The organism is Mesorhizobium sp. P170090, assembly GCF_057786115.1.
Map to the genome: position 1 here is coordinate 2,112,349 of NZ_JBYNWH010000001.1, position 12,870 is coordinate 2,125,218.

Genomic DNA, 12,870 nt, shown 5'->3' on the forward strand with positions numbered 1-12,870 from the left:
GCGAATACGCCCTTCAACCACCGAGTTGTGAGCCAGCACATCGAGCAACGTTTGGTCGCCGATTATGGCGGCCACCATCTCCATCCAACACTATCAGGGGGCAGGGACAATGTCGGGCAGCAGTGAGAACATTTCACGGAAGCAGAAAATGGTACAGCCGCTTATGGCCGCGGCGAAAAGCGTGGCTACGAGCAAGAATTGGGGGTTGGACAACCTCGCCCATGACCCAAAGCTGATTGAAGACAGCCGTCAGAAACGGCCGAAGAAATTCGAAGGCTTGACGGAAACGGCGAGCACGATGTTCGAGAAACTTGAGCAAATACTCGGCTCGAACGACTTGCGGCCGGCATATTGGTTGGAAGAGGGGGCGGCGCGGTCACGTGCGGTTTGCAAGATCGAAGCTTGGGGTATCGACTACGAGGGCAATTCTGGCTCGTGGAGTGGCACGGGCTTTCTTGTCGCGCCGGGAATTCTCTGCACAAACCATCACGTCATCAACAACCGCGACGTCGCGGCGCGGAGCCGAGGATTGTTTGACTTCGCGGCACTTCCCGACGGCAGCGTGCGACAAGTGTCAACCGTCAGGTTACGGCCGGACAAGTTGTTTTGGACAAGCCCAGTAGTAGCCGAGGATGGAAGCGGTGGACTTGACGCCTTGTCGCGGTGGACGGTGATCCCGGCACAACCTTCGGCCACATGTCGCTGTTACGGCAAACGTTCAGCGTTGGCGACAAGGACAAGCTAAACATCATTTAGCATCCGAGTGGCCGGCTGAAGGAAGTCGCCATCAGGGACAATACGGTAACTTGGCAGGATGCTCGTGTCGTTCGTTACGAATCGGACACCGAGGCGGGAAGCTCGGGGGCACCGGTTTCAACGATGCTTGGGAGCCGGTAGCGCTTCACCACGCGGCGCAAGAAAAGTCGAATGAGGGTATCAAATTCTCGGCGCTTGCGACCGCCATCGAACAGGATTCTCAAAATGGCGACAAGAATGCTCGGCAACTTATGACGCTGTTTCGCGGCGCTGACGAACTCATGGGGTTCTTCGGCTCACTTGGCAGGGCTGTTTCCGGCAACGGTGGAATGGAGCGGGTCGTCAGTGCATATTCCGGCGAGGATCAGGACGTCGACATCGGCTTCTGGAATATCGAGTGGTTCAACAAGCCCTCGGAGGAGAAGCTCGACAGCGTCGCGCGCATAGTCGTCGAGATGAACCTCGACGTCTGGGTTTTCGTTGAATCGGGCCAGGAAGCGACCGATGCTTTGGCCCGGCATCTCGCCGAAAAATACAATGTGTCAACCTGGCGAGTATTCGCGAGCCAAGACGCGGCACCAGAGCTGCAAATCACGACGGTCATGTGGAATTCGGCGACAGTCGAGGTCTCGCAGCTAGCCTGGCCCGAGAAAGTCCACCATTGGTTTAATGTTTCCAGCCGGGATTTCGGTTCGCTCGGCCTCGAAGCGGTGCATGGCAAAGTATTCGACAGGTTTCCGGCTCTCTTTCAGGTCAACACCAGGCTGCCCGATGCAGCGTCACGTTTCAATTTCGTCCCAATCCACCTCAAGGCAAAGGACGAGGGAAGCCTGCGCCGCCGTATGGCGTCGCGGCTGCTGGCTGCGGCTGTGGCCGAACTCGCTAATGACGAGAGTCACGATACCGATTGGTTGATCGGGGGCGACGCAAACGCGTCGCTCGAGTCGGGGGACTTGAATGATTTGCTTGGTGCCGGCTTGGTGCCGCTGACTGCCAAGGATGCGGCTGACAATCAAATCACGTACATCAAGGCGCCTTTCAAATCCCTCATAGACCACCTTTTCCTATCGCCAAATTTGGTTCCAAGCGACGACGATTTCATGATCATCGCACTCGACCGGACGATGGAGAGGTTTCTGGAGATATCGGACCACAGGCCGATCCTTGTCAGGCTTTCGGGAGGATCGACGCCTCAACTCGTGGATACCGAGGTTGCTTCCCAGCTCACCGACAACGAGCGTGCTCGTCTTTCGCGCGGGCTAGAGACGCCAGCTCGGTCTTCCGTTGCACCGCATGACATTGACCGGCCGTACTACGACAGCGCTGCGGACAAGGTTGCGAGAGTGGCCTATTGGGGGAGAGTCAGGCCAGAACTGCCAAACTTCACGGAGGCTGTCGTCGAGCTTCTTGCGCAGACGCACACCAGGCCACTGAACTACCAGCCCTCCAAGTACGTCTACCCTTGGGTCGATCTCAGGCCGAACGGCAAAGTTCGAAGCATCTACTCCGGCTTCGAAGCCGATCCCGAAATCTTCATACAAGCGGACATCGAAGTCGAACGCCACCGGCTCGAAGCCAAAAAAGCGCTGCTTGAGCGAGGCTTGTTGGAGTCATCCGGGCTGGAGGCGACGATCGAAGCCGAGTTCCCGTACAATTGCGAGCACGTGGTGCCACAAAGCTGGTTCGAGAAGAAGGAGCCGATGCGCGGCGATTTGCATCCACCTGTTCTCCTGCGAAACACGATGCAACAGCTTCCGATCAAACTTCCCTCTCGTGCAGCACACACTCGAACGGACGATGCAGGACTGCGGCCGTGTTGAAGAGGAGACATTCGAGCCAAAGGGTGGCAAGGGCGCGGTCGCGCGCGCGACGCACTATTTCATGCTGCGCTATCCGGGCGTTATCGGCCGGCGCTACGATGGCGGTAGGTTCAAGACACTGCTGGCTTGGCATACGAACGAGGCGCCAGACGAATGGGAGTTGCATCGCAACGCGGCTATTTCCGAAATGCAAGGCAACCGCAATCCGCTGATCGATTTCCCGGATTGGGCGACAGCGCTCGTATTGACCGGCTGACGTGCACCGACCTCGCGTTTCCAACCGTATGTGTTGCGGCGAACTGGGTAGTCCGTGTCAACCAAACCCGTGTCGTGTGCGCGCTGAACAGATGCGGCGGCACGTATATGCATTCATTTCCCCTGACTCAGGAGTCCATTTCCTGCGGACATTCAAAGGGCGTCCGCGTCGAACACTTGTCCCGCGTTAGGGAAATGTGGATTAAAGCGTGACAGGCAGTTACCCCAAACTTCCGTAGCAAATGTTGCGTTTCAATCGGCTCGCGTCAAATAACGCGGTTTCGCGGACAAGCCAAGCAGCCAAGCCGAAGCAGCCATGCTCGCCACATTGGCTGAGACTTGCAATGTGTTCGGTATGGGAGATTTGGGTGGGGCCGACACCCGCGACTTTTGCTCAGATCTGCCGCAAGTCGCGCCCCTGCCGCATCCCGCAAGCGTTGCACACCACAATTCAGTCTTGCCGGCGTCGCCAGAACGTCGATTCGGAAAATCTGCGCTCCAGCCCGTAGTTGGCGAGTCGTTCAACTGCATGCGTATTGTATTCCCGCATGACGCGATCCGCCCACTTCGATCGTGCCGTGCCGTCGTGTGAGCCGGAATCCAGTATCAAGTCGGCTGTTTCAATGCCTGATCCAAGCGCGCATGCTATTCCCTTGCCGCAAAGCGGATCATAGGCGGTGAGCGCGTCACCAGTAGCTATCCAATTTTGCGCCATTCCGATAGTTCGGATACCGGATCCCGCGCCAAACCCAGACCACCTGTACTCCAACAAGCATGTCTCGGCAATTTTCGTTGTACGCACCGGCAGCGCAACCTGAGACAATTGGGTCAGCATGAACTCGGACTGTGCTCGTTTTCCCGCGGGGAGCAGGTCTGCGTCGGTCAAAAAAACCACGACGATACGACCGCTGGGAGTTGTTATCGAATACCACCAGCCGCTCGACGCGGCTTGAAGATGCAGTGCTTCTTGCAAGATATGCGCCCCCGAGTTCTCGCCCCCGCCGATCATCGCGATTGCGATAAGACGGTCCAGCCGGTGTTTGGACTGCGACGGAGTACCGGGAGCCCGGCGATTTCGGCCGGTAGCGGCCACTACCCATTCTGTTCGACCCTGAGCCAAGCCTTCGCCGGATTGCAGCGCAAATTTCCATTTGCGCTGGTCGATTTCGAGATTTGTTACCCTGCTGCGCGTAAACCCTGCTGCGCCAGCCTGCACTGCTGAATTGAACAAAGCTTGGTCGAACCGATTGCGATCCACACGGTAGCTTCGACCTTGGAGCTCCAGCATCGGGACCCGCGGTTCGCTCGCCACGCTTCCCCACGTGGCCATGACGCCGCTGCAGCGAGAGGCCCACGCTTGGGTTTCCAGCGCTTCAAGACCGAGAGATGACAGGTGCGACTGGGCTGAAGAGTCTATGACTTCTCCGATACGGAAGGCCGAATAATCCGTTGACTCGACGATGGCGACGCGAGCTCCGCCTCGTGCCAGCCGATTTGCGCAGGCACTGCCGGCCGGGCCGCCACCGATGATCAGGGCATCGAGGTTGAGTTCCGGCTCTCTGCTCATGCGAACAGGTTTGGATCGGATCGCTGGGTCTCGATGAATACGACGTTGCCAGCCGGATCCACTTGCGCAGTGACAAATCCCAACTTTGAGAAATTGTGTACCATTTCAAGGTGGCTGGTGACCCCGCGCGCCCACTGCAACGTAGTCGGAGACGATGCGGAAATTCGCACGGTATCGGGGCGCTGCGATGGCCACCAGTTACCACGACAGTCGAAGAAATCCGCCTGCCAAGGCAGCGCCATGTGGGTCGGCGCATCAGGGACGAGCTCGGCGACACCGCAAATTGCTGGGGTTGTCGCTTTGATGCTTGAGCGAGCCAAGGCAAAGGGGCGCACCCTGTCGCCCAGCGAAGTCAAAGCCATGCTTACCGGGTCATGCACACCGATTTCTCAAGGACGCAATGCAATGGGATTCCCGGCCGTAGGCCAGCCCAACAACGCGGTTGGATACGGTCTCGTCGACGCGGCCAAAGCCCTCGCACAAGTTTGATAACCAATCGCCTGCCATATGGCTGACAACCGTGTATGCTTGGTCGCCATGAAAGGTGACTGGTCATGAAAACGAGGGCCACGGTACGTGTTCGAATGCCGCCGGGACAAACTGGCTCCCAGCCAGTGCGGATGAAACTGGCTGCGGACGTATTGAAACAAAGTGGTTTCAAGGTACTGAGAATCGGCCGCATCGGAGTCAGTGTGGAGGCAGACGCCCAAGTGTTTAGGAGAGAGCTCGGTGTCGAGGTTCCTATCGCCTCGGGCACTATTGCTACCAATCCCCAACGGTCGGATCTTTCGGACCTCGTTGACCTCGTTGAGATAGCCGGCAAGCCACTGCTTTTTTAGCGACCGCGCCGAGTCTCAAACTTGCCGTGGTGACGATCGCTGCAGGCCAGCTACCCTGTAAAACGGTTTCCAAAACTCCCTCCCGATCGGCGCCTCCAATTTTCCAAGCCGATTCACAGAACGGTAGCCGACCTGCGCGCGCTGCAGCTGCTTGATGATCGAGTGAAGACGCTCGATCTCACCGTCGCGATCCTCGACGACATCAGCCGTGTCTGAGCAGCAACTTCCCTCGATTTGCTGCGTCTTTGCTGCGAATTTCACCTGGCCAGATGCGGTCGCCAGAAGCGCTCCGGCGTACGCCAATCGATCGCTTCGAGCAGCGTCGCGAGTTGCGCCGGCGACAGCGGCACCTAGCCACCTGGCTCCGCCAACCCGGCCACCAGAAGTTTCCACGGTCGATTCGCTTGGTGAACAGGCAAAGCCCCGTGCCATCCCAAAAGGGATCTTCAGGAGCGAGGTATTCTTGCCGCGGAACACGAACGGATGCCCCGAGAACGGATCCTTCTTCAGATGTTCTTGGATCAGCGTGGCGAGGCCATCGTGCCCTTTGCGCATGTCGGTGTGAATGCCAGATGCGAACGGTAGGTCGGGGCTTTCGCATGTCAATGGGTCAATTTTTATCCCATACTTCGTCGTCTGCCAGAATGGAACATCGATAGCCTGATCGCCAGTATAGCAAACTGTTCTGTGGAAAAGAAAGAGAGAGAGTGTTTCCTGAGCCCATAAGATGTCCTGATGCCTCATTCAATCATGTAGGGCGAATCAAGGGCGGGCGTTATCTTGAAAAGGATATTGACGGCTGTCATAGCAGCACAAACTATGGTTTCCGGATGTGCTATAAGACCGTTGCCGGAAGAGGTGACGGGCGTTGATACGTTTGGAATCGTGAATCAAATCCGTTGTGAAATGCGCCAGAGCATTCGCAATACTCTTGTCGACTATTTGACTGGCGGGGAGGGGGTCGACGATCCTTCGCGGCAAATCGGACGCCAACTGAAGGCCTCTCCCGACGAAATTACTCGCTTCTCCCCCTCGGCGCTTACCGGCAATGCCAGAAAACTGGTGTCTCTATTTTGGTCAAGTGGTATCGCGTACAACTTTGAACTTGATATGAAATTGGACAACCAATTATCGGCATCTACATCGTTTCTCGATAAATTTCCCGCAAGATTGTTCGAGCTCGGAGTTGATGCCAGTTTGGATCGTTCCCGTCAGAACACGCGAGAATTTACCGTCACTGACAAAGTTGATAACTTAATCGCTCATCCGCCCTACGGGGGCTGTCGAGGCAAGATCGTCGGACCCAACTACATTTACCCGATCGCGGGTCAAATAGGCGTCGAGGGCATGCTGCACAATTTTGTCTACCTAAGCCTGCTCGGCAACTTGGCAGCTAAGAAAGACGCAACAGGAAGTGCACCGACTATTACTGAGACCCTGAATTTCGAAACGACGATTAGCGGGACGGCCTCCCCGAAGGTGGTGTTCAATCCCCTGCCAGAACGCAGCTTCCGGCTCGCAGAGGCAGGACTTGTTGCGGAAACAAAGCGCATCGACACGCATAAAGTTATCATCGGCTTGTCGATACCCGAGTCTGCTAACAGTGATTTCCGGGACGCCCGAGGCCAATACGAGGGGCAGTTCTTGTCAGCAACGGGTGACCCAACTTCACTAAACGCCGCGCGCGCTGTTGACCGCTCGATTGCGAGAAAGGCTTTCCAGACGGTTGTCCAGATAAACACTAACTAGGAAGGTATCTCCATGTCCGACCAATCGGATCCACGCAATCTTGTCACGTTCATGACGGCTGACGAGCCTGTGTCGTTTGCGGCGCGGGATATATTTCAAGTTCTCGATATGTATCGCAGACATGGCAAGGAACAGGTTTTTCGCGATTGGTTGGACAAAAACGGCCCGGGCGGCAGCTTAGAGATCCTTCTTCCCAAGGATACGGTAAATGCGTTGAAATTGGCTGTCGCGTCGGATCCGGCGCTGAGAGACGATCCGATCGCTCAGCGAATCATGAACCCGCCCCAGGCGATTGAGGGTCTGGATACGTTCTCCGCCCATTCCTCGTGTTGCGGCTTCTCCTCCGGCGGTTAGGAGGAAGCAGACGCCCAAAGGGTCGACTACAGTTGATGGCTTCTCATCCAGGCTGGCGTCATCGGTACGTCGATCATAGATCCCCGGACGCTGCTCAACTTGGGAGAAACGGGAGATAAGCGCCGACCGAAAATGGTCGCGGAGCAAGGCTGCCTAGAAGGCATCCAGTTTGGGCTGGGGTTTCCTGGAAGCTTTTCGAACTTTCTGGGTCGCGCCTCAGCCCGAGTTGCGGGTGCTTATGGACAAAGTAGGATACTAGATTCGGCTTTTGATAGTGCGGAAGGCATCGACTTCTGGCACGTATTCCGCGGGCGTCAGCATCTCCTCCCGAGTTCTCTACGGTCTGAACGGCAGCCTCAGTTCGGCCGCTCCGATGATCGGTTAATTATCCTAAGAGCAGCCGTCAACGTGTAGCACTATGGTTCAGACACTATGTCGGCGCACACTTCACTACACCGTCCACCGTATCGCTGAGGAATATGTGGTTGACGTAGTGCCCGGTCGCCTCGGCATGTGAACCTGCAGTTGGCAGAAGCGTCTTGCCGGGATCGAGCAGCCGGCAGGCGACATACATCCCCCAGAAGCGTGTATCCGGCTCCCGCGCGTACTCGCCGACGAAGTTTGGGTCGGCGAAGGTCTCATAGACCGCGATCCATGGCCGGGCCCGAGACAGAACAAATCAACCAAGCTTGTCGTCCTTGTCCCGGATCATCACCATCGCTGTCGCTTACCAGACGTGCTCGACTGTGCATCAGCCCACTTGCGCGAGCACTCGTCGATACGGTCGAACGTATCGCCGCGTCCGTCCATATCCGCTACGAGCGCGACGCTGACGAAACCGGGTTCGCCCTCGACCGGTGGAAGCCGCCACGCCTCGTACCGCGTCACACCCTGTTTCGTGCCCGGAGGCGGCGTTGGGTTCGGACCCCATCGGTCCGCGAGAACGGGATCACGTCGGCGCAGTTCGTCGAAGTCGATCGTCCAACGATGATCGGTCACCGTGCCGAATGACGGGATGATCCGGGGCAGGAGGTAATCGCGGACGATGTTGTCCAGGTCGTGAAGCACTGCTGCGGGGGTCGCTGCGCTCGGACGTACCACCACCTGGAGAGCGACGGCGATCACCAGCGGACTGATGACCCAGTCCCACCGCTGCTTGAAGGCTGCGATCTCTTCCTCAACCCTGCGCTTGAAGGCCCCTGAGCTGCCCGGGGTGATCGGAAGGTCGCCCAGCTGAAGGCGCAGCTTGGACCGGCCGATCAGCAGCGCCCATTGATCGGGCGGCAGAATCGGCGTCGACCCTTCCGGACGCCCGTACATCCAACCGAGGACAGGGATGTCGATGCCGCTACACCCGAGCAGAGCGCGTTGCGCGCTCCAGCGAAGCATCTTGAAGTACGCGTCGTAGAAGTCGTCACCCAGCCGCTCGCGCTGCCCACGCTCATCGCGGATCAGGTTGCGAAGATCCTCCATAGCCTCTTCCTCTTGGTCCCACCGGTAGACGTCTCCATAATTCTCCATCTCGTCGACACGGATCGCTTCGGCCGCAAGCTCCATATCGTCGAGCAGCGCCGACAAGGGCCGGCCGGCCACATGGATCATCGGATAATCTTCGCCGTGCCGGCAGCTGACGGAGAGCGCCTGGATCTGAGCATCGTTCTTGTAGAGGAGGTGCCGACGCATTCCCGGCACCCCCGCCCGCCGTTTCCCGAGGAGATCCAGCAGGTTCTTCGCGATCGTGTGCGCCTGCGGCGCAGTTCGGCTGGTGGTCGCTAGGTCGATCTTCAGCGCGACGGGTCCATTGAACGGTGCCCGCGAGAAGGTCGCCATCTGTTCAGACACCGCTGTCTGGAACCGGTCTCGATCGGCGTCCCGCATCCTCTTTGACTGCGGCTCAATGTCATGCACCAACACACTCACGCCTCGCCTGGCGCGCTTGCGGTAGCGCGCGACCGCCAGGCGCTCGTCTCGAGCCCGATTGGTGCCCCGCCGCATCAGTTCTTCGATCTGGCTGGCCACGCTGGCTAACTCCCCCTGTGACATCGCGGCGAACATATAATGATCAGGGGCGCTCCGCGACCTTGCGAAAATGGTCGACGGACGTGATGCCTTAACAATCGGCGATCTGCGCGCCTGCATCGCTCATGTCAAGCAGGGCAGTCGTGCCGCGTCGAGATTGGGGCCTCAACGCGCTTCCGGAGTGCGCGCTGGACGGTCCATGCGATTGGGAACGATCGTGTGTTGCAAGGCAGCTTATCGTAGATATCGCCCGGGAGCAGACTGGCGGCTTCCGGCCCAAATCTGCCTCGGGAAATCCACATCCTGGCGCCGATCGGTCAGATCGACGCCAACGGCCAGCGCGGGGTGGTTTGCTGACATAGTTGTCGGGACTGGGGTTCTGCGCTCGCTGACACGATTTCACAGCTCCTCAGGCTATTTTTTTGAGACGCCCCAGCCATAGGGATACCGGATTGGATCGATGGGTTGAAGCGCCGGTGTGTATCTCACCTGCAGCAATCCCTTCGGGACGATCAGCTCCTTTGCGAGTTCCTCCTCGAAAGCGTCTTGGCTTACGCTTCGCGCCGGCGTCGGTTCGCCTTCCTCCACTGCATATTCAGGATCGCTCAGGCTAAAGACGTTCACCGTGTCGACGAACACGCCCGTGACCAGACGGCCGCGCTTCTCGGCCTTCGTGACGACCGACGCGGATAGCATATGGCCTTTGCCAGGCACCCTGTAGAAATCACCGTGCGCTCCGATCAGGGTTTCGGCGATGAACTCGAAGCTGTCCTTGAACTGCGGGAATTTCTCTAGCTCGAACGCATCGCTGAACATATTGCCTTTAATGGCTTCACGGAGTTCACCTCTCGAGTCGAAGAAAATCTCGTAAAGGATGCCATCGAGCAGCGGACGGATTTTTTCAGGCTTCATCCCGCTAGTCTTGCCTAAGAAATTCCGGATATAGGCTTCTGCCGATCGGGCGCCGCCATGCGCAGCCTGATAGATGTTGCGGCCCAAGACGAAGAGCGTCTCGTCCTTGACCGTGTTCGCGAAGGTCGGCGTCAGACGGTCCATCGCAGGGTTTTGCGTGTACCAGTCCACGCTCTTCAGGCCTCGGATGATTTGGTGTGAGGTTTTGCCTGGATCGAGCACGAAAAGGCTGTCCGCGAGTGATGACGACGCATAGGTGGTTACGAAGCTCATGGCGCTCGTGTTGAAATAGAAATCCCCGGCCAAGGAAGTGTGTTCCCAGGTAATTTGCTTCCCGTCGGTATCGGCGGCGACGGTGTTGCGCACGCGCTTGAAGACAGTCTCGATCGGAGTATCCGGCACGTCAATATGTTGCAGCAGCGCGCCGGTATACACGCCATTGCTGGACAACCCATCGGCCGCTATATGACCCGGCGACGTCGCATAGGCAATGATCGTCCCGCGCGGAGCGAAAACTGAGGCAAGCCCTCGATTTGCGCCCGATCGATGCCACGCAGCCTCGAACGGGTTTTCACGACACGCATCGAGAATGATGATCTTCGTGTCCGCCTTCGATCGGTCGAGGACATCGATGACTTGGTTGAGCGAAAGGGACGAATATTTCGCCTGGTTTTCACCTCCTGCATCCGTATCACAGGCGAAAAGGAAGTTCTCGCCGTCAATCTGGATGCCGTGACCTGCAAAGAAGACCAGAGCTACGCCGCCCGGCTGTATCGTGCCTTGGAATGTGCTCAGCGCGGTGCGCATTTGGACAAATGAGCCATCAGAAACCGATGTTAGACCAAACCCGTATTTTTTTAACTTCCTCGCGATCGCCGTCGCGTCATTGACGGGGTTTCTCAGCTTCTTTGTGTTCTGGCCGGTATAGTTGGCATTTCCAATGACAAGTGCTGCACGCTGTTGGATCAAGTACGGCCTCGGAGGTCTCTGCAGATGCTGATTGTTGGCGATGTCAGTACCATAGCCGCTTAAACCGCCGGCTGGAACAATTTACTCGCGGGGCGAGCTCCAAGGGTGCCGCCGCGCTTGAACCTGTCGCGAAGTACAGTTGAAATCTCGAATCGCGATTTAGAACTACGACGAGATTTTAGTCAGTCGCTAATGCGAGCTAGTGAACGACCGCTTCGGGGGTTGGAAGTCGCCGTTGAAACCAGGTTACGCTCAACGACAGCTATCCTCCAGCAATGATCCAAGAGCAGACCGTCTGGAATCGGCCCCAAAACTGCCGGTCAGAAATGCGCCTCATGCCGGTCAAAGAGACCTTGCCCGCCGTTCCTCCATAAGCAGACATTGCAGACCTACAAGGACGTCGCTTTTACGCCCGAAGCGCCGCTTCGGTTGGTCCTTCAGTGACCTGGCGGCCCAAGGGCGTCGTCCTCCACGGCCCGACCTCGTCCGCAACTCATCGTTGCCGCCAGCGGCTCTGCTCCTGGCCTTCCCGCGATGACCGAGCGGGTAGTGAAACATCATGGTCAAGCCTGAAAAGCAAGGTCCAACCTAGCCGCCTTTCCAGGCCTGCGTCATCATCGTCCAGCAGTCCAGGATCTGCGTGCGCCAGCCGGGACCGTCGGGTCGGCCGGCCGCACAGTTTTTCATCCCGCTGAACATTGGCGAAGGAATGCAGTTGGTGTCGCTGCAGATGCCGCCGCGCGGTGCCTGTGGGCGATTGGTGGCAACACCTGATCGGCCGCCGCTCCTTTACGAGGCGGCTTAGCGTGTGAGCCAATCCTGCAGCAAAGGCCTAGGGATTGGAACGACCAACAGGAGGCAGTCATGAAGCACCAGACACTCGATCAACTCCAGTCAGTCGCGGACATCAGTCCACTATCGCCGGCTCTGCTGGCTACAAGGACGCAACGGATAGAGCGGTGGGCGGAACTGCTCTATCGAAATCCGACGCGCTCCCTTGTGGCTCTCACCGGGACTGAGCATCTGCATCCCTCTGTCCGCGGAGAAGCGCGCGCGGTCGGATCGGCGATCAGTGTCGCCTTTGACGATCCACTGCTGCGTGCATCGGGCATGCAATCGGATACCTACGGGGAAGCCAGACGCTTCTTCGAACTCTCCGATTGGCAGTTGCATGAGATCGTCTGCAGTTGCCACACCGGCGCCACCATGCAGGCTGGCTGGGCCGCCGGGCGTGTCCGCAGGGTCCTCAATGGGAGCAAGATATTGGCTTGGCTGAGAAAAGGATTCATGCCGCACTGAGACACAGCGCTTGCGCCTGAAGAAGCATGCAGGCTCCAGCAGAGATTGCGCCGGCTCCGCGAAGGCATGGCTGACCTCAATGGAGCAGGGCGGCCGAGTTGCTTGCGACTTCAGAAATGACGTTCACCATTGCTTAGTGGACCTCGTCAGGGTGATCGGCAATTTCGTGAATAGCGAGTACCAGCGCCAGTTTCGACCAACCGGTCGGCAGCGCCCGCGTGACCAAGCGCGTTACTTATCCTCGGGTCTTCACATGTGCGCTTCGTCAGCGGTATAGCCTGCCAATCCCTCCACAGCCGTTTTGACGGCGAAAAGCTCGAGGCCTGAGGGG

Annotated in this window: 12 protein-coding genes; 7 read left to right on the forward strand and 5 right to left on the reverse strand. The window is 58.0% G+C overall.

Going from position 1 to position 12,870, the window contains the following annotated elements; all coding sequences use genetic code 11:
* Nucleotides 1–109: 109 nt before the first annotated feature.
* The 3 genes from AC3EML_RS10065 (at nt 110) to AC3EML_RS10075 (ending at nt 2,832) form a co-directional block, all read left to right on the forward strand.
* Nucleotides 110–745, forward strand: coding sequence for a trypsin-like serine peptidase (locus AC3EML_RS10065; RefSeq protein WP_352521984.1), 636 nt, complete (start codon nt 110–112; stop codon nt 743–745).
* Nucleotides 746–806: 61 nt separating this feature from the next.
* On the forward strand, nt 807–2,576 hold the full coding sequence (locus AC3EML_RS10070; protein ID WP_488505193.1) for an endonuclease/exonuclease/phosphatase family protein: 1,770 nt from the start codon (nt 807–809) through the stop codon (nt 2,574–2,576).
* A complete protein-coding gene (locus AC3EML_RS10075) occupies nt 2,530–2,832 on the forward strand; it encodes an endonuclease (protein WP_352521986.1) in 303 nt (100 codons plus the stop codon). The genes AC3EML_RS10070 and AC3EML_RS10075 overlap by 47 nt, the downstream gene beginning before the upstream one ends.
* A gap of 450 nt (nt 2,833–3,282) precedes the next feature.
* Here AC3EML_RS10075 and AC3EML_RS10080 read toward each other — a convergent pair whose 3' ends face one another.
* Complete coding sequence (locus AC3EML_RS10080; protein WP_352521987.1) at nt 3,283–4,398, reverse strand: NAD(P)/FAD-dependent oxidoreductase; 1,116 nt, start codon at nt 4,396–4,398, stop codon at nt 3,283–3,285.
* Nucleotides 4,395–4,760 carry a LodA/GoxA family CTQ-dependent oxidase gene (locus AC3EML_RS10085; protein WP_352521990.1) on the reverse strand — a complete coding sequence of 122 codons (366 nt, stop codon included), beginning with the start codon at nt 4,758–4,760 and terminating at the stop codon, nt 4,395–4,397. The genes AC3EML_RS10080 and AC3EML_RS10085 overlap by 4 nt, the downstream gene beginning before the upstream one ends.
* On the opposite strand from AC3EML_RS10085, the gene AC3EML_RS10090 reads away from it, so the two are divergent.
* Complete coding sequence (locus AC3EML_RS10090; RefSeq protein WP_352521989.1) at nt 4,702–4,887, forward strand: hypothetical protein; 186 nt, start codon at nt 4,702–4,704, stop codon at nt 4,885–4,887. The two genes, AC3EML_RS10085 and AC3EML_RS10090, sit on opposite strands and share 59 nt — an antisense overlap.
* 365 nt (nt 4,888–5,252) lie before the next feature.
* Here AC3EML_RS10090 and tnpB read toward each other — a convergent pair whose 3' ends face one another.
* Complete coding sequence (gene tnpB / locus AC3EML_RS10095) at nt 5,253–5,981, reverse strand: IS66 family insertion sequence element accessory protein TnpB (protein WP_352461190.1); 729 nt, start codon at nt 5,979–5,981, stop codon at nt 5,253–5,255.
* Between the two features lie 48 nt (nt 5,982–6,029).
* Here tnpB and AC3EML_RS10100 point away from each other — a divergent pair, with 48 nt between their 5' ends.
* Both AC3EML_RS10100 and AC3EML_RS10105 read left to right on the forward strand, forming a co-directional pair.
* Nucleotides 6,030–6,986, forward strand: coding sequence for a hypothetical protein (locus tag AC3EML_RS10100; RefSeq protein WP_352521988.1), 957 nt, complete (start codon nt 6,030–6,032; stop codon nt 6,984–6,986).
* Between the two features lie 12 nt (nt 6,987–6,998).
* Nucleotides 6,999–7,340, forward strand: coding sequence for a hypothetical protein (locus tag AC3EML_RS10105; RefSeq protein ID WP_023685868.1), 342 nt, complete (start codon nt 6,999–7,001; stop codon nt 7,338–7,340).
* 711 nt (nt 7,341–8,051) lie between these two features.
* Here the strand turns inward: AC3EML_RS10105 and AC3EML_RS10110 are convergent.
* Complete coding sequence (locus tag AC3EML_RS10110) at nt 8,052–9,359, reverse strand: RusA family crossover junction endodeoxyribonuclease (protein WP_352461192.1); 1,308 nt, start codon at nt 9,357–9,359, stop codon at nt 8,052–8,054.
* A gap of 414 nt (nt 9,360–9,773) precedes the next feature.
* Nucleotides 9,774–11,240 (reverse strand): caspase family protein, encoded by a 1,467-nt coding sequence (locus tag AC3EML_RS10115; RefSeq protein ID WP_352461193.1) that lies wholly within the window; start codon nt 11,238–11,240, stop codon nt 9,774–9,776.
* 864 nt (nt 11,241–12,104) lie between these two features.
* Here AC3EML_RS10115 and AC3EML_RS10120 point away from each other — a divergent pair.
* Nucleotides 12,105–12,539 (forward strand): hypothetical protein, encoded by a 435-nt coding sequence (locus AC3EML_RS10120; RefSeq protein ID WP_023671095.1) that lies wholly within the window; start codon nt 12,105–12,107, stop codon nt 12,537–12,539.
* Nucleotides 12,540–12,870: the final 331 nt, after the last annotated feature.